The organism is Geobacillus sp. WSUCF-018B, assembly GCF_002809985.1.
GTDB classification, from domain to species: domain Bacteria; phylum Bacillota; class Bacilli; order Bacillales; family Anoxybacillaceae; genus Geobacillus; species Geobacillus thermophilus.
The window spans coordinates 42,036-67,982 of sequence record NZ_PIJF01000008.1 but is presented as its reverse complement, the minus strand read 5'-3'; the positions used below and the strand labels follow the sequence as shown (position 1 = coordinate 67,982).

Annotated in this window: 20 protein-coding genes and 1 pseudogene; 1 reads left to right on the top strand and 20 read right to left on the bottom strand. The window is 46.5% G+C overall.

Going from position 1 to position 25,947, the window contains the following annotated elements; genetic code table 11:
• Positions 1-205, top strand: a pseudogene (locus tag CV944_RS04170) (IS1380 family transposase); the annotation flags it as partial.
• A 187-nt stretch (positions 206-392) separates the two neighbouring features.
• On the opposite strand, the gene dctP reads toward CV944_RS04170, so the two are convergent.
• The 20 genes from dctP to CV944_RS04070 form a co-directional block, all read right to left on the bottom strand.
• Complete coding sequence (dctP, locus tag CV944_RS04165; protein WP_100663877.1) at positions 393-1,121, bottom strand: TRAP transporter substrate-binding protein DctP; 729 nt, start codon at positions 1,119-1,121, stop codon at positions 393-395.
• A gap of 704 nt (positions 1,122-1,825) precedes the next feature.
• Positions 1,826-3,943 (bottom strand): glycoside hydrolase family 52 protein, encoded by a 2,118-nt coding sequence (locus CV944_RS04160; protein ID WP_100663876.1) that lies wholly within the window; start codon positions 3,941-3,943, stop codon positions 1,826-1,828.
• A 79-nt stretch (positions 3,944-4,022) separates the two neighbouring features.
• Positions 4,023-4,637 (bottom strand): polysaccharide deacetylase family protein, encoded by a 615-nt coding sequence (locus CV944_RS04155; protein WP_023633605.1) that lies wholly within the window; start codon positions 4,635-4,637, stop codon positions 4,023-4,025.
• A 23-nt stretch (positions 4,638-4,660) separates the two neighbouring features.
• Positions 4,661-5,707 (bottom strand): aldose epimerase family protein, encoded by a 1,047-nt coding sequence (locus CV944_RS04150; protein ID WP_100663875.1) that lies wholly within the window; start codon positions 5,705-5,707, stop codon positions 4,661-4,663.
• A gap of 115 nt (positions 5,708-5,822) precedes the next feature.
• Positions 5,823-6,689 (bottom strand): carbohydrate ABC transporter permease, encoded by an 867-nt coding sequence (locus tag CV944_RS04145; protein ID WP_021321572.1) that lies wholly within the window; start codon positions 6,687-6,689, stop codon positions 5,823-5,825.
• A 14-nt stretch (positions 6,690-6,703) separates the two neighbouring features.
• Positions 6,704-7,573, bottom strand: a complete 870-nt coding sequence (locus CV944_RS04140) for a carbohydrate ABC transporter permease (protein ID WP_021321571.1) — start codon at positions 7,571-7,573, stop codon at positions 6,704-6,706.
• A 62-nt stretch (positions 7,574-7,635) separates the two neighbouring features.
• Positions 7,636-8,961: an extracellular solute-binding protein gene (locus tag CV944_RS04135; RefSeq protein WP_100663874.1), complete on the bottom strand. Its 1,326-nt coding sequence runs from the start codon at positions 8,959-8,961 to the stop codon at positions 7,636-7,638.
• A 104-nt stretch (positions 8,962-9,065) separates the two neighbouring features.
• A complete protein-coding gene (locus CV944_RS04130) occupies positions 9,066-9,845 on the bottom strand; it encodes a response regulator transcription factor (protein ID WP_033008798.1) in 780 nt (259 codons plus the stop codon).
• The gene (locus CV944_RS04125; RefSeq protein WP_100663873.1) at positions 9,845-11,566 is read right to left on the bottom strand and encodes a sensor histidine kinase; all 1,722 of its coding nucleotides are present in this window, start codon (positions 11,564-11,566) and stop codon (positions 9,845-9,847) included. Before CV944_RS04125 ends, CV944_RS04130 begins: the two co-directional genes overlap by 1 nt.
• A 219-nt stretch (positions 11,567-11,785) precedes the next feature.
• Positions 11,786-13,726: a glycoside hydrolase family 127 protein gene (locus CV944_RS04120; protein WP_199170440.1), complete on the bottom strand. Its 1,941-nt coding sequence runs from the start codon at positions 13,724-13,726 to the stop codon at positions 11,786-11,788.
• Positions 13,723-14,937, bottom strand: a complete 1,215-nt coding sequence (locus CV944_RS04115; RefSeq protein WP_100663871.1) for a sn-glycerol-1-phosphate dehydrogenase — start codon at positions 14,935-14,937, stop codon at positions 13,723-13,725. Before CV944_RS04115 ends, CV944_RS04120 begins: the two co-directional genes overlap by 4 nt.
• Entirely contained in the window at positions 14,934-15,734 is an 801-nt protein-coding gene (locus CV944_RS04110) for an HAD-IIA family hydrolase (RefSeq protein ID WP_021321567.1), read from the bottom strand. The genes CV944_RS04115 and CV944_RS04110 overlap by 4 nt, the downstream gene beginning before the upstream one ends.
• 25 nt (positions 15,735-15,759) lie before the next feature.
• Positions 15,760-16,812 (bottom strand): aldose epimerase family protein, encoded by a 1,053-nt coding sequence (locus CV944_RS04105; RefSeq protein ID WP_100663870.1) that lies wholly within the window; start codon positions 16,810-16,812, stop codon positions 15,760-15,762.
• Between the two features lie 16 nt (positions 16,813-16,828).
• Positions 16,829-17,824 (bottom strand): Gfo/Idh/MocA family protein, encoded by a 996-nt coding sequence (locus CV944_RS04100; protein WP_100663869.1) that lies wholly within the window; start codon positions 17,822-17,824, stop codon positions 16,829-16,831.
• A 62-nt stretch (positions 17,825-17,886) separates the two neighbouring features.
• Entirely contained in the window at positions 17,887-19,395 is a 1,509-nt protein-coding gene (gene arfA, locus CV944_RS04095; protein WP_100663868.1) for an arabinosylfuranosidase ArfA, read from the bottom strand.
• Between the two features lie 39 nt (positions 19,396-19,434).
• A complete protein-coding gene (locus CV944_RS17565) occupies positions 19,435-19,641 on the bottom strand; it encodes a DUF6171 family protein (protein WP_233204968.1) in 207 nt (68 codons plus the stop codon).
• 80 nt (positions 19,642-19,721) lie between these two features.
• Complete coding sequence (locus CV944_RS04085) at positions 19,722-21,209, bottom strand: alpha-N-arabinofuranosidase (protein ID WP_049777096.1); 1,488 nt, start codon at positions 21,207-21,209, stop codon at positions 19,722-19,724.
• 296 nt (positions 21,210-21,505) lie between these two features.
• A complete protein-coding gene (locus tag CV944_RS04080; protein WP_100663866.1) occupies positions 21,506-24,052 on the bottom strand; it encodes a LamG-like jellyroll fold domain-containing protein in 2,547 nt (848 codons plus the stop codon).
• Between the two features lie 29 nt (positions 24,053-24,081).
• Positions 24,082-24,963, bottom strand: coding sequence for a carbohydrate ABC transporter permease (locus CV944_RS04075; protein ID WP_013523906.1), 882 nt, complete (start codon positions 24,961-24,963; stop codon positions 24,082-24,084).
• A 26-nt stretch (positions 24,964-24,989) separates the two neighbouring features.
• Positions 24,990-25,916 carry a carbohydrate ABC transporter permease gene (locus CV944_RS04070; RefSeq protein ID WP_100663865.1) on the bottom strand — a complete coding sequence of 309 codons (927 nt, stop codon included), beginning with the start codon at positions 25,914-25,916 and terminating at the stop codon, positions 24,990-24,992.
• Positions 25,917-25,947 lie beyond the last annotated feature (31 nt).

Here is a 25,947-nt window from a genome sequence, read left to right as displayed (position 1 = left end):
TGGACAAGATCTATTAAGCGATCCGAGACATCCGTTGCACCACAAAGTGAAACGCCGTCGCATCAAGACGATTATTCAGACGGTGATCACGATGGCAGGGCGACTCGTCCGTCGATCACGACAGATCTGGATGAAACTGACGCGAAGGAGTGGCTATAGCGAGCCCCTTCTGAACGTCTATCAGAAATGGAGAGAGGCAAGATAACGAACGAATGTTCGAGTACTGATGTCCAACGTCACTCCCTGGGCTTTTTTGTCTATTTTTTTGGTTTGTATACCTAAAAAAAGAGATTTGTTCCATTTTCGGAAATAGAGATGATATAGGTCATAAGCATAAAAAGGGTTTTATGGATTATCAATCCATAAAAATTACAACAAAATCAAAGTCGATTTCAATTCATCACGGATTCAGGGTATTTGGCAATTTCATACAGTTTAGCCCCATCAGTCGCTGAGTCTTGTGCTTCAGCCCCATCAATAACTCCTTGTTCTAAAGCGGGATAAGTTTCGGTCCAAGGCAGCGAAACTGGGCTTGCTCCGAGAGCCTTGATAGTTTCTTGCCAAACAGGGGAGCCTGGTGTCCTAATTTTCAATCCTTTAAGATCCTCAGGGGTAGAAATCCCCTTTTTTGTTACAAAGTTGCGTGCCCCAGTATAATAGTTAAATGACAAAACCATTAGCCCCTTCTCTTTGGATAATTTATCCAACCATCCCTTTACTAAATCTGATTTAACTAATTTTTGCATTTCATCTACGCTATCTGTTAAATAAGGAGCTAATAATATGCCGATCTCCGGAACCCATACTCCCAAACGCCCTGCGTCCGAATTAACTGCTATATTCCCTCCAAGCATTGCCTGTTGCAGTAAATCCTCATCACTTCCTAAAACCCCGTTTGGATAAAGTTCAATTTTCACCTTACCGTTTGTTCTTTTTTCTACAGCTTTTTTAAACTCAGAATACCCTAGGTAAACTGGATCTTGTTCATTAACCACCATATGGATTTTTAACGTGTACGACTTTTCGTCTTTATCGCCAATGGTTTCCGATGACTTACCACATGCAGTTGTAAAAGCCATAAGTATTATTACAAGAAAAACAAATATACTCCGTTTCATCATTTCCCTTTCCCCCTCCCCTTAGGGAACTAGTGATTTAATGAAAAATCGGCCTAAAACACACTCTTCTCAAGGCGACAAACATGTTGACATCAGTCCTTTCCTTGCGATTCAAAACACCAATTAAACGGAAATCATCGTTTTCCACCAACCTTTTGGGAGTATTTAAAAAGTTCATACTCTACAATCGCTATAATACCAATACAAAAGTACAACCAATTCTGGACCTATTCCCGGTCAATTCACTGATCGAGGATGTCCTAAATGAGATGACCTGTTTTCCGTGAAAATGCATGCGCCTTGATGAGTCATTTTCATGACGGGTGGAGGGCAAAACTTGCTCATGGATGTTTTTTGTAAAAATGTGCGCACCTTAATTGCTCACTTCCATGCTGAATCGAGAATAAAAATGCCCACGAACTTTTCTATGTAAGGAATCTCCCCCTTCCTTTTTTCAATTTTTTCCCTAATACAAAAGAAATCTTTTTTAGGACCAAACCTCCTTTTCACTTTGAAACACACCAACATCGCCACCTGCCTTTAGTATATTAATAATACTAGTATACTAGTACTAATTTGATTATATCTAAAACAAAATGAATTTTCAATAACTTTTAAAAATTAAAAATAAAAAAGAGAGGAAACCCTCTCCTTCAAAAAACTATCAAGAAATCATCTGAATATAAAGTCCATAGCTCTCGACGACTTTACCTTCCCTCCTCCAACCATAAAATGCTCGTCACGCCGCGCGGGTAGTATTTGCTGCCGCTGATTTCGCCAGCGATAATTTGGTCGCTCCAACTCCAAATGGAGAGCGTCGGATGCGTGAGCCACGCAACATGAGCCGCATCAGCTCGTTTTCCTTGTTCATCCCATTCCCACCCTAAAATGTGACGGGCAATAAACTGGCATAAGTAAATTTTGCTCAACCACGAGTTGTTGCTTGTCGAGGAAATTTTCCATCCCCCATCCGGGAATAGGCAAATTCCTTCCCGCAACACATATTGCAAATGTTGTCGCAGTGCACGAATATAGTCTCCAAAACGTCCGTCTTCTCTTAACGCCTCATGGCAGTTCGTAAAGTAAGGAAACACAAGCCCCTCAATAGCCGGAATGATTTTCGAGTCATTTCCTTCTCCCATCACGGCTGGGATATACCCGTCCTCCGTCACGTGACTGACAATCGTCGCGGCGCATTTTTCCGCCTGCTCCCTTGCCAATGCAGCCAGTTCTTCTTTGCCGACATCGCGGAACAACTTTTCGAGCGCCACATAGGCAGCCCAACATTTTCCTGCCAAATATAAATTGTTGCGCGCCTGGCCAAGAGAAACATCCAAACTATCATACGTTGTGATTTCCGCTCCACCCATCGTGCGGGTGCTGTCAAGCCCCATCACGCCGTTCCGCTTTTCTGGATCCGGATGATCGCGGCGCACCATGCTTTCGAGACATTGTTCCAAGATCGTAAGCCGCCGGTCGCGCCATGCCCAGTCTTTCGTTTGTTCGATGTATACCGCCGCGCAAAGCACCCAGTTGACGAGCTGTTCGTGCGTCATATGTGAAAAGCAACCGCTGATCCCGTATAGCTCATATGACGAGTAATGCGGACGTGAGAACGTGTTAGCGACTCCCATATCATGAGTGAAGCTGATGCCGCCGGGATATTCCGTCTCATCTCCTGGGAAACGGACACGATCCTCATAGCTGTAGCGCTCGACATAAAAGTCAAGCACATTTTTCACCGTCCACGGATTCATTTTCAATTCAAAAAAGAGCTGGTCGACGGTGAGATCAAACGTATTCATCATCCGGTACTCGCCTTCATTGACGACCCAAATCGGCTTTCCTTCATGCTCAAGCAGCTGTGTATTGCCATAGTAGCTGCGGATCGCGTGCGCCATCATAAACTTTTGATCATCGGAGAGCCATTCTTTTTCAATGAGTTCATTCGAACGGAACGCCTGCTCCTTTAACACCTCGGCCTGCTCTAACGCATAAAGACCGACTTCTTCGATATTACGGAAGAAACGGGTGTAAAAATAAGAGGCATCCATTCCCGCCGTCACACAACCTCCACGATAGAAGCAAACAGCAAATTGATACGTTTTCTTTTCTCCCGCCGGCACATCCGCAATTAATGCACCGACTTTCCCGAGCCCAAACGTCCAGTTTTCTTCGAGAGTCGCCGTTAAGATATCCTCCATGCTAAAATGCAGTGCTGAACGAACGCCCTCATCCTTGGATGCAATGCCCAAAATCCGCCCTTGACCGACCCCGCGCAGCTGCGGGCATGTATCATCGATCCGCCGCATCGAGGTATACGGGTCAGTGCCTTCGAATCCGAAAAACGCCCGTCGTGTTCTTGTTCCGTTCGTATTATCGATCGTCATCTCGACAATGACAGCTGGGACCAACGCCAACTTGAGTTCTTCCTCGGCCGCTGTTTCGGGATCAGGCACCGCCTTTACCGGCGAATAAATCGTAAACGTTAAATCCCCAGCTTTCCATGTATCCGTTGCCACACAGAATTCGCGCTTGATCTCCTCTTTCGCAAACGGGATGAGAATGTTTGGTTTTTGCGGATTCGGATCAGGATTTTCAATGTCATATCGTTTGCTTTCATCCTCGCCTGCTGTTTCCGCGAATGGAAGGATATGATACAGCCCCGGCTCATGCGGCGACTCAACACCAATAAAGACATTTTGCCGCGGTGGTCGGGCAAGTTCCAAGTCCAGTCCTCCGCTTTTTCCCGGAAACCCTAGCGTAAAGCTGGCAAACGCCCCAACCGGCGAGTGATGGGCGTTGAAAAATACATTGGTTGGCATGAATAACTCACTCTCCCCTTTTTCCTACTATGCAAGCGGTCGATCATGAGAGCACCAGTGCTACAAAAGAACGGCTTTTTCATCTGCTTTCAGCTTGCAGCTCCAACAATTCGCTGACCGTGACCATTTTGTAACCTTGCGAATACAATTCGGATACGAGTATATTGACAGCCTCGATCGTCTGCGAACGATCTCCAAATCCGTCATGAAAGAGCAAGATGCTCCCGTTTTTTATATGGGGGCGACTCTTCCGAACAATATAATCAACTCCTGGTTGTTCCCAGTCTCGGGCATCCGTATTGAGCGCACCAATCATTTGGTAGCCGAAATGGTTGCACATCGAAACAACAGTTGCATTGTAGTCAAGATAAGGAGGACGGAAAATCGTGGGCTTCGCTCCAGTCATCTCGGTAATGATGGCATCCGTCCACTCCATTTCTCTCAAAGCCTCATCTTCCGTTAGAGAAGTGAGGTTAGCGTGAGAATACGTATGATTGCCAATTTCATGCCCTTGCGCCTTGACCGCCTTTACAACTTCCGGATGCTTCTCCATCTGGCTTCCGATCATAAAAAAGGTCGCTTTTCCAGATACTTTCTCCAATATCTCCAATACGTTCAATGTATAAACCGGATTCGGTCCATCATCAAACGTCAGGGCGACCAATTTGTGCGGCGTCTCTACATGTTCAATCATTCCTCTATCTTTCCTCCATTGATTCAAATGATGCCAAATCGATAGACCGTCGTTGATGCTCGCTCTTGGCCAGCCGGCAATACGATCGACGGAAACTGCGGATGATGGATCGCATCCGGCAGCCCTTGCGTTTCCAGGCAGATGCCTAAATATTTCCGCGACGACACGCCGCCTAGATCCAACCCTTCCGGCAGCTGGTTCGATGTATACACCACCACGCCGACCTCATCCGTCTCCACCGTCAGCACCCGCCCGCTCTCCGGGTCGGAAAGCACAATCTCTTTGTCATGATGCCGATCGAGCCAAAACGGATGGTCATAACCCCCGCCGACGAGTGCAATTTGCGGATGCCCCGATTCGACCGCCTCCCGGATCGTCTTTCCTTGCCGCAAATCAAACGGCGTGCCAGTGACATCCAAGACGCGGCCCGTCGGAATCAGCTCCTCATTCAATTCGAGCACGCGCGAGCTTTGGATTGTCAGCGTGTGGTCCAATATATCGCGCTTGCCGTTGCCGCTTAGGTTAAAATACGTATGGTTCGTCAAATTGACGAGCGTCGTTTTGTCCGAACGAGCTCGGTGTGTGACGATCCATTCGTTGTCATTGTTCAGCCAATATTCCACTTGAACATGAACTGTTCCCGGGTATCCTTCCTCCCCGTCCGGGCTTGTGTACGAAAAGACGACGCCGACCGCATCGTCGCGCTGAACGGGCTCGGCCTGCCACAGCACGCGGTGGAATCCGTTCGGCCCGCCGTGCAAGTGGTTGTTGTGTTCGTTTTTCGCCAGTTGATATGTGATTCCATCAAGTTCGAAGCTCGCCCCGCGAATGCGCCCCGCCACCCGGCCGATTACGGCGCCGAAATAAGGGGCGTTCTCAACATACGGTTCAAATCGTCCAAACCCGAGCACGACATTTTCGATGTTGCCGTTCCGGTCGGGAACGCGGAGGTCCGTCACGATGCATCCGTAGTTTGTCGCCGACAGTTCCATGCCGCGGTCGTTTGTCAACGTAAATAAAAGAACTTCTTTTCCGTTGAAACGAGACCATGTTTCTTTCCTAATCCGCAACCTCTCTCCCCCTCTCCAACGATGGAAAAAGCAACGATTTGATCATTTTCATCATACTATATTTCATTTAGTTTGTATATAACACAAACAAACTTAACCCCAATCACATATGACATCATCCTTTTACCGAACCGGCAACCAGTCCTTCAATAATTCGGTCGCTCAAGAATAAGTATACAATCAAAATCGGCAAAATGCTGATCACCAAAGTCGCGCCGATCGCCCCCCAGTCGGTGAGATATTGGCCGACAAAATTATTGACTCCGACTGTGATCGTTTTCCATTTTTCCGAACTAATGAACGTGTTGACAAACACAAACTCATTCCAATTGTAAATCATGTTAATAATGGCTGTAGTCGCAAGAACAGGCGCTGTCATCGGCAATGTGATGCGGAAAAAAATGCGATGGACAGAGCACCCGTCCATTACCGCCGCTTCTTCGATTTCCCGCGGCAACGACTGATAAAATCCTAGCAAAATCATAATCGTAATCGGCAAGTTAAAGGTCGTATATGAAAGAATAATCGAGATGGGGTTATCAATTAAGTTCATTTTATTATAAATATTAAACAACGGAATGAGCGTCGAATGAAGCGGGATCATGTAAGCGATCATAAACAAAGCCAATACAACACCTTTGAATTTCCACTCCATTCTGGTCAAGGCAAACGTAACGAAGCTGGCTAAAATCAAAGTCAATACAACAGCGACGATCGTATACCAGACACTATTGAAAAAGTATTGGTTGATCCCTCCATCAAACCAAGCATTTATATAATTTTCCCATCGCGGAGATTTCGGCAAAGCGAATGGAGACATCCCAAACACTTCCTGATTCGTCTTCAACGACAATAAGAATAACCATACTAACGGATACAATTGAAGAAGCGCTACAACAACCAAGATAAAGTAAAGAATTCCCATTGCGATTCGTCGTAAAGGAGAACGAAGCTTGGAATCTAAGGTTTTCTTTTCTTTCATGGTCAATTCTCCTTTTATTCTTGATTGACTCTCAACATTTTTTGAATCATCCAGGTCGCTCCCATGCTAAGGATGAGCAACCCAAAACCAATGGCACTTCCATACCCGAAGTTGAATTTCCCAAACGCTTCTTTATACATATAAGAAGCAATCACTTCCGTGGCATGCCCCGGACCGCCTCCGGTCATGACGTAAATCAAATCAAAATATTTCAAAGACCCGACAACGGCTAGAATCACCAATACTTTTAACACCCCAGAAATAAGGGGCACCTTAATTTTGTAGGCAATTTGAAAGGCATTGGCACCATCGATTCTTGCAGCTTCAATCAATTCTTGAGGTACATTGATCAAAGCCGCATACAGAATGATGATGTAAAATCCCGCATACTGCCAAACGATCGGGATGAAAACCGAATATAACGCCATATCCGGATCCGCCAACCAAAGTGGAGTCTCTTTTATCCCAAACATAGACAATAAACTGTTAATCAGCCCATTCATCGGATCAAAAATCTTAATCCAAAGTTGAGCGATGGCGACAGACGACATAAGCATGGGAATAATGTAAATTTTTCTAAACAAATTCCCTCCCTTAATTTTGCTCGCTAATATTAAAGAAACGATTAAATAGCCGATCAAACTGAGAACGGAAAACAACGCCAACAAGACGGAGTGCCAGGTGCTCTCCCAAAACAGCTTGTCATGAATAAGCTTTTTATAATTCTCCAAGCCGATGAACTTCATCTGGCCTACCCCGCTCCAATCCATCAATCCATAATATCCCGTCAGCGCAATCGGGATATAAATTAAAAACAAGACAAGGAGAAGCGACGGCAGGACATAAAGAATGATGGCTGTTTTATTGGACATAACGTTTTTCATCGCTGATAACTCCTTCTTTACAAATAAGGGGGCATGTGTTGTTCCAGATGCCCCCAAAATTCTTATTTGTTGGCTTCCTCCGCCAACGCGTCATCATGTTGTTTCGCAAATTCTTCTGGCGTGATTTGTTTGCCAAACAGGGCCGTCATTAAGTCATGGTGCAGCTCAGAAACATTCGGGCTTGCTTGGGTGTCAAACCAAGTCGTAATGTTTGTTGCATTGTTAATATCATTCAGGACATCAAGATACATTTGTGGTACGTCCAGTCCTTCTGTATCAACTTTCATAGCCGGAAGAATGCCCGCGCCTTCAACAGAACGTTTTCCCCACTCTTTTACGAGATAAGCCGCAAAATCTTTCGCTTGTTCTTTATGTTTTGAGTTTTCTGCAACGAATGCACCTAACCCAGGTCCACCAACATAGCTGTTTATATCGGTTCCTTTTCCACCTTCGTAAACCGGGAATTTAAAATAACCAACTTTTTCTTTAAATTCTTGCGGAACATCTGGACTTGTTGTAAAGTTCGGCAATTCCCACGTTGCTGTTAAGAACATTGCCGCCTTTTCATTCAGGAAATAACCTTTTGCATCGTCGTTTGAAAACGCCGTATTGCCTCTAACAAAGAATCCCATATCAACAAGATTTTGAACTTCCTCAGCTGCTTTTACAATGGCCGGGTCGGACATTTTGACTTTCCCTTGAATAACATCCGTCAAAATCGTTGGGCCGCCAATTCGGTCAGCGAGGTACATAAACCACATCGATGCCGGCCATCCATCTTTCGAACCAACCGTTGCTGGAATCACCCCATGCTTGATCAACGTTTTCCCAATGTTTTTCAAATCTTCAAAGGTTTTCGGTTCCTGAAGACCATATTTTTTGAAAATCTCTTTGTTGTAGAAAATATACGTGATGTTCATCTCCATTGGAAGCGCATACGATTTGCCGTTAAAGGTATACGCTTCTACCGTTCCAGGTACAAACTGGTCTTTAAATTCTTTTTCGATAATATCATTTAGCGGCGCAAATTGTCCTCCAGTGGCGTATGGTTCGGCAAAACCGTTCGACCACGTCAACCCTACGTCAGGCAATTCATTCGAAGCGGCCAACACTTTTAATTTATCCCGATATTGATCCGGATTTAATACCTCTACATCAATCTGAACATTCGGATGCTTCGCTTCATAGTCTTTAATAATCTCCTCTACAAGATTGTAGTAAGCGGTTGAACTGCCTTTTGGCCAGTCGTGCATAAACTTCAAATGAATTTTCCCGTCTCCGGATTTCCCCTCGCTCGTAGAATCGCTCGACGAAGAAGAACAACCAGACAGCACAATCCCCGCCATCAACATTAGCAAAACCAACCATGTGAACGCTTTCTTTTTCATAAACTTTACCCCCTTCTCTATTCTTTGCTTGCAAATACAGTCTACCATCATCATGAAGGGGGAAAAAGGCAACAACCATTAGGAAAAGTACCAGTATTTTTAGATTACTTTTCTTTTTGACTTTTTCGATAGCTGCTCGGAGTCTTTCCCTCCATTTCCTTAAACAAATGAATAAAATATTTCGCTGTTTTGTAACCGCACTCTTCCGCAATCTCTGATACAGCCATATCAGTCGTCATCAACAGTTCTTTAGCTCGCTGCATTCTTCTTCTTGTGAGATATTCGCTGAATGTGAGTTTCATTTGTTCTTTAAACAGCGTGCTAAAATAGCTTGGATTCAAATGGACGTGCTCCGCCACTTCTTTTAGTGATATATCATCTTTTAGATGCCGATCAATAAACTGGATGGCCTCGCGAATCGGTTCACGAGTTTGGGGGTGACGGTCAAGGGCATCGATGAGTTTATCGTCAATCAATTGTTTCATCACTCGTTCCCTTTCCTTTTGCTCGGAAACGTGGATCGCTTTTTCTACCGCTTCGAATAATTCGCTTTTTTTCACCGGCTTCAACAAATAGTGTAATACCCCAAGACTGATGGCTTTTTGCGCATAATCGAAATCAGGGTAAGCAGAAATGAGGATCACTGCCGGAGAATCGTCTTTTTCTCTCATTTTCTCTAACACATCAAGCCCGGTAATTTCCGGCATCCGAATATCTGTCAATAACACGTGCACTCGCTCTTGCCGCAAAATGTCAAGCGCTTCTTGGCCATTGGCAGCCGTTATGATTCGGTGTTTGCCGGAGGCCCATTTTTCCAACAACCGCTTCATCCCTTCTCTCGCCCTCGGCTCATCATCCACAACTAAAATGGTCTTCTCATGCATCATTTTTCACCTCCGTTAACGGGAATTCGAATCGTGACTTTTGTACCTTTGTTTTTATGGCTGTCAATCGTTATGCCATCGCTCGTTTCTTTCTTATAATAAAGTTGGAGACGTTTTTTCACATTATACAATGCCATTCCTTTTCCTTTCGCTTCTCCTGTATGCATAGCCTGTTTCACCGCCTCGAGCCTTTCTTCATCCATTCCAATTCCATCATCTTCCACCATGATCTCCAGATGACGATCCGAAACTGGCTTGACAGCCACGATAATGGTACAAGGGGCTGACCGGTTTTCCGAACCATGCACGACCGCGTTTTCGACTAACGGTTGAATCAACAGTTTTGGGATTTTGACATTTTCCCATTCCTCAGGCAGCGACAAATGCCACTTGATGCGATCGCCAAACCGAAATTTGATAATGTCCATATAATTTTCGATATGGCGAAATTCCTCTTTCAATGTAACCCAATCATCGTTCACATTTCGGCTGATGGTGTAGCGAAACAGCTCTGACATGGACACAACGACATCTGCCAACTCTTCTTCTCCCTTTTCTTCTAATGACCATCGCAGCGACTCCAATGTGTTGTACAAGAAATGGGGGTTGATTTGCGCTTGAAGCGCTTTCAATTCACTTTGGCTGCGAACAATCTCTTTTTGATACACCATTTTGATCAAATGATTCGTTTCTCTCACCAATTGGTTATAGGTGCTATTCAGCTCCCTGATCTCATTGACCGTAACCATCTTCGGATCAACTGTTAATAACCGCTCATTCGCCAGCCGCATCGTTTTCGTTAATTGAACAATCGGCCGTGTAATGATGGTCGAGAGAAGCAGCGAACATAAAAAGTAAACAAGCATCCCGATAATGCCAGCGAAAATGATCCCAAACCGAATGCTGTTCACTCCCTTGGTCAGGGCACTGACAGGCGTTAATATGAAAACGGTGAACCCTTTGTTGGAAGACTGCTTTGTTACCATGTATTCGGTTTGATTTATTACCGTTGCTGACCGTTGATTTAATGAAGATACATCAGTTAAGCTGGAATTATTTGAAAAAATAACCTTTCCTTCCGGATCGGAAACCAATACGTATTGCCCCGTGTTCACCTCAGTAATCGCGAAATACGGCTTGTAAATTCGCACAAGCAAGTATCCCCCGTTGGCAAAATGACGCTCCATCAACGTAATGCGCCGTATCGCTAAATAAAATTGCGGGTTTCGCGGATCTTCTCCGATCCATACAAGTCTGCCTTTCGCGCGATCCGCTTCATAAATCCATTTCACGTTGAGACGTTGAAACATCTTCATAGAACTGTCTAGGGGAAACACTTGCTTTAAATCTTCTGTATAAAGCTCGACAGAGTAAATGCCCTCAGAGTTGGCTTGGATATTATTAACCACACTTTTTAACCTTTGCAATTCTGGAAACGTCACTTTCTCTCCCCCATGGATTCGTTCGAATAATCGCTGGACTTCTTGATTGGTCATCACAAACTTTGTCGCTGTATTCAACTGTTCAAACAATGAATCAATCCGACCGCTCGCTTCAATAGCTGTCTGCTTGATTTGGTTTTCAGCGTTCTTCCGAATCAACAGGGACACTTGCTTGAGCGTGATCATGCTGACGAGAGACAGCACAATCACCATGACAAATAGGAATACGACCAATATCTGATTTCGCAACGTGTTCCATTTTTTTAGGTAGCTAAGCATGGCGATGTCCCTTCCTAACGGAAAAGAGTATATGAAAGACAAATCTCTTTAATTACTAGTATAGTGGCTTCTACATAATTTGTATAGAACACAAACAAAGATTGTCGAAACAAAAAGCTGGTCGTGTCCGGTTCATCAACCATCCGACCAGCTCATTCAACTTCATATTCGTCTTGATTTCCACAGCATTCTATGTGGTGACCAGCAACATCGATAGGTCTATTTCTCATTCACCCACACCGTCATCTCCCCTTCCCCACGGTTGCACCAGGCATAATAAGGAATCGCACGGAACGGAACTTGATAGGTTCGGGGTTCAATCGGCCGATACAACTCATCGTTCCATGCCGATTCATCGATCCGCTCGGCGATGCCGGTGATCACAACCACCCCTTCGAGCAACCCGGGTTCAAAATGCGCTTCAAGCCTGGCATCGCGCGGGAGGAACAAATTTGCCAAATTCGGTCCGTTATCGACTTCTTCCAAACAATACACAATCGGCCCGCGCTGCAACGCAACTTTGCCGGCATTGACGCGCACTTGGGGATGCGCCTTAATCCGCTCGACCGGCATCGAGAAGTGAAGGACCATTTCATCCCCTTGCCGCCACACTCGACGGATATAAGCGTACCCTTTTTTGGTCAGCGGCGCAATGTCTACGTTTTCCCCATTGATCGTTACCTCCGCTCCCCGGCACCATCCAGGAATGCGCAATCCAAGTGTAAATTCCTGAGCTGATTCCGCCGAAACCGTCAATCGAACCGTTCCATCCCAAGGATAATTCGTCTCTTGCACGATCTCGACTGACCGACCGCCTATTTCCGTTTGAATGTTGCTGCCGACATAAAGGTGGACGAACAACGCATCTGATGTTTGCGAATAAATATAATGGCCAATCGACGCGATGAGACGGGCCAAGTTCGGCGGGCAGCACGCGCAGCTGAACCATTTTTGCCGCACCGGTTTCACATGGCGTTTGTCATGGCGTTCGCATGCCTTCGGCCACACTTCGAGCGGGTTGACGTAAAAGAACCTCTTGCCGTCCAAATCCATGCCGCTGATCGTTCCGTTGTATAGCGCCCGTTCCATCACATCCGCGTATTTCCCGTCCATCTCCAGTTCCAGCATGCGGCGGGCCCAAAACACTAACGCAATTGACGCGCACGTCTCGGCATAGACCGTATCATTCGGCAAATCAAAATCAAACGTAAACGATTCTCCAAAAGCGCTCGAGCCGACGCCGCCCGTGATATACATTTGCCGTTTCGTCACGTTTTCCCATAACGTTTGGCATGCTTGTTTCAACGATTCGTCTCCCGTTTTCGCCGCCAGACCGGCCATCGCGGTGTACATATAGAGCGCCCGCACCGCATGCCCAACAGCTTGTTTTTGTTCCCTGACCGGAATGTGCGCCTGATGGTAACGATACCCGCCGTCATACCAAAATGGCCCCGTTTCCCCCCTTGCTTCTTTTTCCTGATCAAAGTAATGAGGTTGCTGCCCGCGCTGATCAATAAAATATTGGCTCAGTTTTAAATAGTTCTCGTTTCCAGTCGCCTCATACAATTTCAACAGCGCCAACTCAATTTCCTGATGTCCGTCGTATCCAGGAATTTGGCCTTCCCCGCGGCCGAATACCGTACCGATATAGTCGGCATATTTGCACATAATGTCTAAAAAGCGCCGTTTGCCTGTAGCCTGGAAATAAGCAACTGCCGCTTCGATCAAATGGCCGGCGCAATACAGTTCATGATTGTCCCGCAGGTTGGTCCAACGTTTACCGGGTTCCTTGACCGTATAATACGTGTTGAGATAGCCGTCCGGCTGCTGGGCGCGGCCAAGCAGCTCAATCACGTCATCCGCGAGTGCTTCCAATTCCGAGTCGCGCTTTTCCTCGAGTAAATACGCCACCGCTTCGAGCCATTTCGCTACATCGCTGTCTTGAAAGACCATCCCATAAAATTCTCCATCTGATTCGCCAGCGGCGATGCGGAAATTTTCGATTGCATGGCTTGGTTCAGCGCCTAGGATGCGGTCATTAAGCGCTTCCCACTGGTAAGGAACGACTTCGTTCCGGACGACATCGATATATCGTTTCCAAAACCGATCCTTGACATTTGCCCTTATTGTAGCTTTTTCCACTTTGATTCCCCCTATCATGTTCCTAAAACCCATTCATTTAAAAAGTAGAGAATCGTAAAGCGGTTCGGACGCAATCGATGAGCCTCCCGCAGACTCCGTTCAACCAACGGAAGATCGATGCCGAGTTGTTCCGGGAGAGCGGCCCCTCCTACTTTCTCTAACATAGTTCGAACGCGCCCTGGAGAGGGCAAGGATTCAAGCAGTTTCTGAATAGAAGCCGCATTGGCTTTGAGTCGTTTCCTTGCAGTTTCGTCTATTGATTTCGGTCGTTCTTCTAGTTTGTTCCATAACGGCCAAAAGACGCGTTGATAGTGTTCAATGATCATCGGAGTCGCTGCACCAACTTTCGCCCCGTGCAGCACTTGCTGCTTGTTTTGGCGCAAAAACTCCATTTCCCAGTAGTGGGATAGATGGTGTTCCGCCCCCGATGCCGAGTACGATTGCCCCATGAGCAACATCGCAATGCCCGACTGCAGCAACGCATTCATTAATACACGAATCCCTTGTTCACCGCCATCGGCAATGTCATCAATATGGTCGACACATGCTTTGAGAGATTGTTCAGTAAGCTGGTGAACAAATGGACAATAGGGCTCATCGGCCATCCAGTGGGCAAACTGCCAGTCGACCAATGACGTATACTTCGCCACCATATCGCCAAATCCAGCGGCGATCATCTCTTTTGGAGCTTGGGACAACACATTCGTATGGGCAAATACGGCGATCGGCGCCTGCGCTTGGATCGTTTGTTTCCCCCCACGAATGATGAGCGGAGCTCCCATTGACGTAAATCCGTCCACCGATGGAGCAGTAGGAACCGAAATAAACGGAACTTTCATTTTATAACTGCCAAAACGGGTAATGTCGTGAATCGTTCCCGCCCCTACGGCAATGAACGCATCGACATCGTCCGGCGTTTCCAGCAGCACTTGCACGATGGCACGCTCATCGGCGATGACATCCCCATTTTCATCCGGTTGCACGAAGCATACCTTGCAGCGAATCGATTCATTTTCCAGCTCATCACACAATGATTGTCCCGCCGCCGCAAACGTCCGCGCGTCGGCCACCACAGCCACTTTCTTATATCGCTTGTACTGCAAATAAGCTGCCAGCCGTTTGAACGCCTCATGGCTCACGACAATTTGTTCAATCGGAATATCATAATGACGATGCCCGCACTGACATTGCTTGGCTAATGAAACGATGCCGTCCAATGTTTGATTCACTGCATGATCTCCTTCCCTAAGCGGATGATGTCACCAATCGAGTCCAACACATAATCGGGCCGTTCCTTGGCCCGCAATGCGTCAAGCTGACTCCGCTTTGTATTACCGGTCAACACAAGAGCAGTCTTCATCCCGTGCATCCGCCCCATGCGAAGATCTGACTCCACACTGTCACCAATGATGAGACAACGGTGAGGCGGCACTTGCAGCTGGCACAAGGCCGCTTCCGCCATAAAGCAAGAAGGCTTGCCTAACACGATTTCCACTGTTCGGGCTGTCGCCGCTTCAATCGCCCCGACCATCCCCGCTACATCAATGGCATTCCCATGTTCACTCGGAAACGTTTTATCGATATTGGTCGCTATGATGCGCGCTCCATGCCAAACCGCGCGAAAGGCCAAATCCAGCTCTCGATAGGTCATAGTCTCATGCAACGTGATAACGAGAAAGTCCGCTTCCTCTGGCACGGCTGCCAATCGAACGTGGTGGAGGCGCAACTCTTCGCGCAACCCCTCATCCCCCAGCGTCCAAACTTGACACAGCGGATAGTGTTGGCGCAAAAATTGGGCTGTTACCGTTGAGGATAAAATGATGTCTTCCTCCCCCGCCGCAATTCCAAACCGTTCAAGCTGTTCATAGCACATGCGCCGCGACCAATTGCCCCGGTTACTGACGAACACGATTCGTTTTCCAAGAGAACGGAGGTAGGCAACCGCCTCATTCGCATGGGGAATTAGTTCATTTCCTCTCCATATCGTCCCGTCAAGATCGATCAACACCCCTTCGATTTCCTCCATCAAGAGTCATCCGCCTCCTATCCGTCTATGACGTCCGCACACCAAACCGGTAGACCGTCGTTGATGCTCGCTCTTTGCCAGCCGGCAATACGATCGACGGAAACTGCGGATGATGAACCGCATCCGGCAACCCTTGCGTTTCTAAGCAAATGCCGAGATGTTTCCGCGACGGCACGCCGCCTAAATCCATTCCTTCCGGCAGCTGGTTCGATGTGTACACGACCACGCCGACTTCGTCCGTCTCCACCGTCAACGTTCGTCCGCTCTCTTGGTCGGAAAGAACAATTTCCTTGTCATGATGCCGGTCGAGCCAAAACGGATGGTCATAGCCCCCGCCGACGAGTTCAATTTGCGGATGCCCCGATTCGACCGCCTCCCGGATCGCCTTTCCTTGCCGCAAGTCAAACGGCGTGCCAGCGACATCCAAGACGCGGCCCGTCGGAATCAGCTCCTCATTCAATTCCAGCACACGCGAGCTTTGGATCGTCAGCGTGTGATCCAATATATCGCGCTTGCCGTTTCCGCTTAGGTTGAAATACGTATGGTTCGTTAAATTGACGAGCGTCGTTTTGTCCGAACGAGCCCGGTGTGTGACGATCCATTCGTTGTCATTGTTCAGCCAATATTCCACTTGAACATGAACCGTTCCCGGGTACCCTTCCTCCCCATCCGGACTCGTGTACGAAAAGACGACCCCCACCGCATCGTCGCGTTGAACGGGCTCGGCCTGCCACAGCACGCGATGAAACCCGTTCGGTCCGCCGTGCAAGTGGTTGTTGTGTTCGTTTTTCGCCAACCGGTACGTGACGCCCTCAAGCTCAAAGCTCGCCCCGCGAATGCGCCCCGCCACCCGGCCGATCACCGCGCCAAAGTAAGGGGCGTTGGTCAAATACGGTTCAAATCGTCCAAACCCGAGCACGACGTTTTCGATGTTGCCGTTCCGGTCGGGAACGCGGAGGTCCGTCACGATGCAGCCGTAGTTTGTCGCCGACAGTCCCATGCCGCGGTCGTTTGTCAAGGTGAATAAGAACACGTCGTTTCCATTCCATTCGGACCACTTTTCGTATGTAATGTTCATCTCGATTCTCCTTCCTTCATAACCGTACAATCGCTCCCGTTTTCATCGATGTGCGGCAAGCATCAAGCGCCCGTGCTTGTTGGATCATGCGCTCCGGGGAATACAACAGCGGTGTGCCGTCAAGAATGGCGCGCGAGAAATGCTCGATTTGCAGCGCGTATTGATCGCCTGACACTGTTTCCTCGCGCTCGCTTCCATCAGCTGTTACGATCGTAATCCGTCCCTCACCGCCATCGACATCCGGACGGTACGCCCGCGAGACAACGATTTTTCCCTTCGTGCCAACCACTTCATATTTATTTTGTGGAAACATATCAAAACTGCACGTGAACTGCGCAAGAACACCGTTTTCCATCCTCATCCAACCGTTCGTCGTCAAATCGACCGAATGGTGTGGATCAAAACAAGATTGGACGAACAGCTCAACGGGCTCGGTATCAAGAATGTGTCTCGTCGAATGCACACAATAGCAACCGACATCGAACAGACTTCCCCCGCCAAGCTCATCGTTCATGCGGATATTCGTTTCCCGGTCTTGCAAGTAAAAGGAGAAATGGGAGCGCATGTACTTAACTTCGCCGATCTCGCCAGCGGCCAAAAGCTGTTTGACCCGTTCGTGCTGTGGGTGGAACTGGTACATGAACGCTTCCATGAATAAAACGCCATTTTTCTCGCATTCCTCAATCATGCGCCGGACATCTTCTGCGCATAAAGCGGCAGGTTTTTCACAAAGCACGTGCTTTTTCTTCTTCGCCGCTTTGATCGTCCATTCAGCGTGCAGGCTGTTTGGAAGCGGGATGTACACTGCGTCGACGTCCGGGTCATCAAGCAGCTGGTCATAGCTGTCATACGCTTTCGGAATACCGAGCTCCCGCGCCGCTTGTTTAGCTCTCCCGCTCTCACTCGCGATGGCCACGACTTCAGCGTGATCTGCCCGACGAATGGCGGGAATCATCACGTCTTTGGCAATGGCAGCTGTACTCATAATACCAAAGCGGACTTTACATCCCATATTTCGTATCTCCTTCCCGTTTTCAAAGGGATAGGCTGGCCATCAGACCAGCCTTCACTTCCTTATCGTTTTCCTAAACGAATGACGTTCCACGACAACTTCGGCAACGTCGCTGACACTTTTCCACCGGACGACTGGGCATCGCCGTTGCGGTGTGGAACGACCGGAGACGATTGCGCTGAATTCGTTTGTTTCACATTTTCATGCTCCAAAACGATATGCTCAATGACGCGATAGTCTTCAAAACTGCGAACATCGCATTCGAGCAGCAACGCATCGTCCATATCACGGTTGACGGCAAAAATCGTCACTTCTTCTTTTTCTTCATTGTAAACCGCAATCGATTCTAAGTATGGCACATCGGTGAAGTCTTTGCTGTCGTATTTCGGGCTCGAGATGACCGGATGCAACGCCACCCCTCTGCCATAAACAGAGGCGTGCATAAACGGATAATAAATCGTTTGTTTCCAAGCCGGACCGTTCTTTTCCGTCATGATTGGCGCAATGACATTTACTAATTGGGCCAAACAAGCGATTTTCACCCGGTCCGCATGTTTCATGAGCGTAATGAGCATGCAGCCGACAAGAAGCGCATCTTCAAGGTTATAAATATCTTCCAACAGAGGCGGCGCAACGGTCCACGGCTCAATTTGCTTATCCGCCTCATTTGAGTGGTACCATACATTCCACTCATCAAACGAAAGATGGATCGTCTTCTTGCTTCGTTTTTTCGCCTTTACATAATCGGCAATCGCCACAACCGAACGGATAAAATCATCCATTTCCAGCGATAGAGCCAAATAATTGGCCGTATCATTGTCTCGGTTCCCGTAGTATTGATGGAGAGAAATATAATCGACATGCTCATACGTATGATCAAGAACCGTCGCTTCCCATTCCGCAAACGTCGGCATATTCCGGTTCGAACTGCCGCAGGCGACGAGTTCAATCGTCGGATCGACCCACTTCATCACTTTTGCGGCTTCGCATGCAATCCGCCCATACTCCACTGCTGTCTTGTGGCCGATTTGCCACGGGCCGTCCATCTCATTGCCTAGACACCATGTTTTAATTTTATGCGGCTCTTTATAGCCGTGGGAAATGCGCAAATCGCTGTAATACGAGCCCGATGGGTGGTTGCAGTATTCGACTAAGTTGCGTGCTGCATCAATGCCTCGTGTCCCTAAGTTGACAGCCATATTTACTTCGGCCCCGACCATCTTGGCCCAGTCCATAAATTCATTCAACCCGATTTCATTCGTTTCCACCGACCGCCATGCCAAATCAAGCCGACGCGGACGCTGCTCTTTTGGCCCCACTCCATCTTCCCAGTTGTAACCGGACACAAAATTCCCGCCCGGATAACGGATAATGGGCACTTGCAGCTCTTTGACCAGCTCGATGACATCTTGCCGGAACCCATTTTCGTCGGCTTGCGGATGGCCGGGCTCATAAATCCCTCCGTATACCGCGCGGCCGAGGTGCTCGATAAAAGAACCGTAAATGCGTTTGTCGATTTCAGCGATTTTGAAGTCTTTTTCGATGATCATTGTTGCTTTTTTTGCAGCCATCTGCCACTCTTCCTTTCTATTTTTTATCAACTTGTCAATCTATTCTTCCCTTCCCCATTTCGCCCTTCCTGGAAACGGGCAACATTCCTGCTTCCATTTTGCCTGATAATGGACAAGATACCCGCTATAAGCGCAAGTTGTCCCATATTGGAGAGAGGAACAACTTTGGCATATATTAACCCTTTTCTCATATATGTCATCGGAAACGAGTGATGAATGATCAATTTGTTTGAGGAGCTGATCCATCATTTCCTGTGTGACGATGACGCTGCCCGCGCAGTCTTGGCACCAATTTTTTTCTTCCATATTTTCCGCCGCCTTTGTCTTCATTGTCGTTCAATCAAAGCCGCTTTATTTTCAACAATCGCTAAAGTGACGACAGACATGGGCGGAAGTTTGGCCATCAGTGTATGTTGGCCGAGCTCTATTTGACGGAACGGTTCGGGCTTCACTGCATCCGGCTTTTCAAATGTATTATGGGCATTCATCTCATTCGCTGTTAACATCGTGCCGAATACTTGCTTGCGTGCGAGGCTGTCTCCACGAAACTCTAAATCTACTACCGCCTCATTTCGATGATCAATATTGCATAAACTGATATGGACAGTTCCTTCCCCGTTCTTGGATGCAGTGATGCTTACTTGCGGCAACGTTTCCCCGCGATGCTCATACTCGGCACATGAAGACTCTATTGCCAACAACTCGGCATCTTGGTGAACCTTATACATGTCAAACACATGATACGTAGGCGTGAGAATCATTTGTTCCCCTCTTGTCAAAATGACCGCTTGCAAGACGTTAACCGTTTGCGCAATATTCGCCATTCGCACTCGATCACAATGGTTATGGAAAATATGAAAATGGAGAGCTGCGACAAGCGCATCACGGATTGTATTTTGTTGATATAAGAATCCCGGATTCGTGCCTGGCTCTACGTCATACCACGTTCCCCATTCATCCACAATGAGCCCGACGCGCTTTTCCGGATCGTACTTATCCATAATCGTGCTATGCCTCGTAATCAATTCATCTATATATAATGCTTTTTTCAATGTAATAAACCACTCATCTTCTGTAAAATCCGTGGCGGAGCCTTTCCCGAGCCAAAAGTCCCCAGGAATTGTATAATAATGAAGGCTCAACCCATCCATAAAGCGGCCGGCATTTTTCATTAAAACTTCTGTCCAGTAATAGTCATCTACATTCGCACCACAGGCAATTTTATAAATTTGATTGTCCCCGTAATTTCTGACATATGTTTGATAGCGGCGATACAGGTCGGCGTAATATTCAGGGCGCATATTCCCTCCGCAGCCCCAGTTTTCATTCCCGACCCCGAAATATTTCAACTTCCACGGCTTCTCCCGCCCATTCTCCTTGCGCCAATTCGCCATTGGCGATTCTCCATCAAATGTCATATACTCAATCCATTCTGACATCTCTTGAACCGTGCCGCTGCCTACATTGCCGCAAATATAAGGCTCGCATTCAAGCATTTCGCATAACATCATAAACTCATGAGTGCCGAAATGATTGTTCTCAATCACCCCTCCCCAATGGGTGTTAATCATTTTTTTGCGCTGCTCCCTTGGGCCAACCCCATCCTTCCAATGGTACTCATCCGCAAAGCAGCCGCCCGGCCACCGCAGAACCGGAACTTTTATGTTTTTCAACGCTTGCAATACATCGTTGCGAATCCCATTTGTATTCGGAATCGGAGAGTCTTCTCCGACCCAAATTCCTTCATAAATGCAGCGTCCAAGATGTTCCGCAAAATGGCCGTAAATGTTCTTGTTGATGGTTCCTTTTGGCATGTCAACGTTTATTACAGCTCTGTTTCTCACAATACCCCTCCCATTCCTTTCATTAATGTTATGTAGACATTTGCTTCACCGGTGTTAGATTATAATTTGTACGTACCATATAAGACATTAAACAAAGTTAAGGTATATTTGTACGTATAAATTTCAATTCAATTGTATCACAACCTTTCTTTTTTTCAAGGGGGCTTTCAAAATTTTCGAATCGTTCGCAACACCTCTGCTTTGCCGCCCTATCCATCGATGGAGATGTGAACCCCCTTGGAAAAAGCCAAGGGGACTTCGCTGATTTATTCACTCGTTTGCGCCAAGTCAGTCACTTGGGAAGGAGTTAACGCGCCCTCGTAAATGCGCAGTTCGTCAATCAATCCTTTGAATGGAGGGTCCCACCAGTTTACCCCTAGAGCGAAGCTTGCGTTTGCGCCGGTGAAGACATCCGGAAAGTTTGTGCCGCTGAATTTTTCCACGCCGTTTATATAAACTTTAACCGCGCCGTTATCGACCGAGAACGCTAAATGTGTCCACTGACCCGTTGGGATTTTCCAAAAAGTTCGACCATCATACCATGGCGAGCTTCCTGACCATAGCATCGTATTGCCGTCCCAACCTTGCGGAACGAGGCTTATCCAATGGTTAGGATCCTTGGCGCCAAAGAAAGTTGTCGTATGCGTGGTTAATTGTTCCGGTTTCACCCAAAGCGACACCGAATATTGGTTGCTTGAGACCAAACCGTCCGGCAAGCGGATGCCAGATTGTCCGTTCAATACGGCCGCTTTCCCGATCTTGCCGTCTGCATAAGCGATCGTGTCGCCCTCGTTATCGATTCTATTGCCAGTAATCGTACCTGGTCCAAAATTGCCCGTACTATCGCTTAAGTCATTGTTATCAAAACTGTAATGCGCAGTTAACTTCGCTTCCTCGTAGGGCAGTACAGTAATGTGAAACACTTTCGTCGCTGTGGCATCTCCTTTCGTAATCGTCGCCGTAAGGGTAGCCGTAACAGGGGCTGAGCCGACTTCCGGACGATGAACGACTCCCGTCTCGGAAACCACCTTTGCGTCCGAAGTGGTCCACGAAATTACCGTATGCCTTGTTCCCTCGGTGGGAAGATGTAAGTTGGAAACCACGTGATCAGTATCACCAAGATCCAAGTCACTCGCGACATCCTCTACAATTTCCTCATCTGTTTTATCAGCCAGTTTGCTCCCCCAGATCGAGATACCTTCATTTGAAAGAGCGGTAAAGGCCATGACATAACGTTTGGAAGTGGGATCCCATTGACGTACAAATACCCCGTCATACGTTTCTCCATCGATTGTGATTTCTGCTTGATTATGTCCGATTTTTCTCCACGTCCCAGTGGCATCCCCGGAAATGGTGTTATTTCTGTTCAAGCGTACAAATATTTGCTTTTTTATGTCAGCCGAATAGTCTTTCCCGTGATTGATCAATTGATATTCCCCAACAACATCTTGCTTGTTGACTTTTTCAAGCTTTTCGCCTGCATACCGATATGGAGCTACAACCGGCCATCCATTTTTATTCATAAACATTTGATGGACCCGAACTTCATGATACTCACCCGATTGCGGAAAACGAGTATGAAAAACTAAAAATTGCTGGCCAGTTTTGCGGTCCAAATAAACAGAGTTATGCCCCGGAGAGACATACCCTACGCCGATTCCCGTCCCAGGATCTCCTACTTTTCGTTCGAATAAGAAGTTCCCCATAATTTTATTGCCATAAGGGGAGTTATCAACTTCTTCTGGCAAAACGGCACTTTGCCCCTTTGCATCTACGTAAGGTCCTGTTGGGCTAGTTGACCGAAACTGTCTCATGTTATAGCCGCCGTCCGCTCCTAACCAACCGTATGTGACATACAAATAATAATAGTCTGTATTTTTATCGTAGACGATGTACGTCCCTTCTCCGGATTGATAATACCCGCCCGCGATCTTTATGCCGAAATATCGGTCAACAAGCCGTCCATCGGGAGTTTTTCTATCTTTGCCAGGATAGATCGGCTTGCCAGTCGTTTTGTCCATCGGTAGGACAAAAATACCGCCAGACCATGATCCGTAAGCCATCCAAAGGTTCCCTTTCTCATCATAAAACAAATTGGGGTCAATAGCGTTAGGAAAGTCTCGATTATTATACGATCCATCATTATGAAACCAATCGGCCCGCACCCCTTTCAATTTTCCTTGCTCGATCAATTTAGGAATATTCGTATTCGTCCATTTTTTATTGATTTTGCTGTTGGCATCATATGCTTCCTCTTTAGTAAATCCGGAATATACAATTGTATCCACATACTTATATGGGCCTTCGATATGCTTAGACACCGCATATCCGATGGCTGACCGAATGTAAGTGGACGAAACCGAGTAATAAATCATATAGGCTCCTTTTGTGCCGTCTTCATTGACATAGTCTTTGTTCCAAAAAACATCCGGAGCCCAAACCGCAAAACCGCCCTTGCTGTCGGCATCATTTTCACCCGCCCATTTAAACGAACCAGCCAAATTCTTTGATAAATCGCCATATAGCTTATTATTTGGTGTTGTGTAGCCATTAGTAAACTTCTCCCAATTCATTAAATCTTTTGACTTGGCGGCCTCAATATGGGAACCAAAAATGTAATACGTATCACCGTCTTTCACAATCGATGGATCATGGACAGATACATTTGTAAATTGGGGATCCTTTACCTTTTGATTTTGCCGGACATTCTCTCCTGTATGCTTCTCTTCTCCCCTCCCTAGCGTTGCGCTGGACAAACATACGGCAACAATTAAAAGAAACAGAGCGATTCCTTTCAAACTTCTCCTTTTCATCCTAAGCACCTCTTTTTCATGCTAAACCTCTATCCTTTAATCCCTGAAATAGCAATCGATTCAATAATTTGTTTTTGGAAGATGACAAACACAATAATCATAGGCAACAGAGCGACTACGGAAGCCGCCATAATTAACGGATAGTCACTTTGAATTGCAAAATTGGCGTTAAAGCTAGCAATCACCAATTGCAATGTTTGCTTTTCCGGAGAATTCAGATAAATAATAGGCGCTAAATAGTCATTCCATATCCCCATAAACCATAAAATCAATTGTGCAGCAACAGCCGGCCGAATTAAAGGGAGAACAATTTTATAATAAATTTGGAAATATGAACATCCATCAATTTTTGCCGCTTCAATAATGGAATCAGGTATGCTGCTTAAATATTGTCTGAGAAAAAAAATCATCATAATATTTCCAAACAATCCTGGAACAATTAATGGCAATAGCGTATCCGTCCACTCAAGGCTAGAAAACATGATAAACTGCGGAATCATAACCACTGGATAAGGAATCATCATTGAAGTCAACAATAAAAGAAAAATTTTATTTCTTCCAGGGAATCGCAACTTGGCAAATGCAAATGCCGCTAAACTGGAAGTAAATGTTCCGACTACCGTTACCGTGACAGCGACAATCAAGCTATTGATCATCCCCGAAAGCAAAGGACCTTTTTCCCATATCTCGATATATTTTTCAAAATGTATCGTTTCCGGAATCCACTTTGGCGGCAAAGAAAATACATCCTGCTTATCTTTCAAGGACGTCGATACCATCCAGAGCAAGGGCGCGATCATAAAAACGGCTCCCACAGATAAAAGGAAGAAAAGCACTAAGTTGATGATGCGGTTTTTTTTCGCCACCGTATTTACGTTAAGTTTCGCATTTTTTTGCACAACTGCTTCCATAACGATCCTCCTAATAAGAAAATGCATTAATCCATATCAAATCTTGACCGCTCATTCAACCGGAATTGAATATACGTGACGATAAATATAAAGATTCCGAGGATTACAGCCATAGCGGATGCATATCCTAATTGGAAATTCCCAAACGCTTTTTGCCAAATATACCAAACAATCGAGGCCGAGCTAAACTCCGGCCCTCCGTTTGGCGTCATCACGTCAATTTCCGTAAAAATTTGCGCCCCACCAATTACTGAGGTGACAATAATAAAGAAGGTTACGGGCTTCACCATCGGCAGCGTAATATACCAAAAAGATTGCAACGCGTTAGCCCCATCCAGCTTTGCCGCTTCATAAAACGTTTTTGGCACGCTTTGCAAAGCAGCCAAATAAAGCAACATAGTATACCCTAATCCTTTCCAAACGGCCATAATAATTAACGCAGGTTTGACAGTGTGAACATTCTGAAGCCAGTTAGGCCCTTTGATGCCAAAAAAACCTAAAAACTGATTAACTAATCCATAATCCCCATTATACGCCCATTGCCACAATATGGATATCGCAGCAATTGAAGAAATAACAGGAATATAATAAATCACGCGAAAGACATTGGTTCCAGGAACCCCTCTATTCAGTGCCAAGGCCAGCAGAAGAGACAGCACCACACCGATAGGGATGCCAATCATCATAAAAATCGTGTTATACATAGCTTTGTAAAAATATTCATCTTTAAACAAGGCTTTAAAATTGTCCAGCCCTATAAAATTCATTTGCCCAAGCCCGTTCCAATCGGTAAATGCCCCATATAAAGAGTAGATAGATGGAACAAAAGTAAAAACAAGGAATCCTATCACCGGAGCGGAAATAAACAAGTATGCATAAATTTTTTCCTTTCGATACAAGGACGATTGATGGCTTCTTCTCCGCTTCACGCCTCTCCCCTCCTTCAATATCATAAGAGTATTTCATCCGCAGGCTAATAAACAA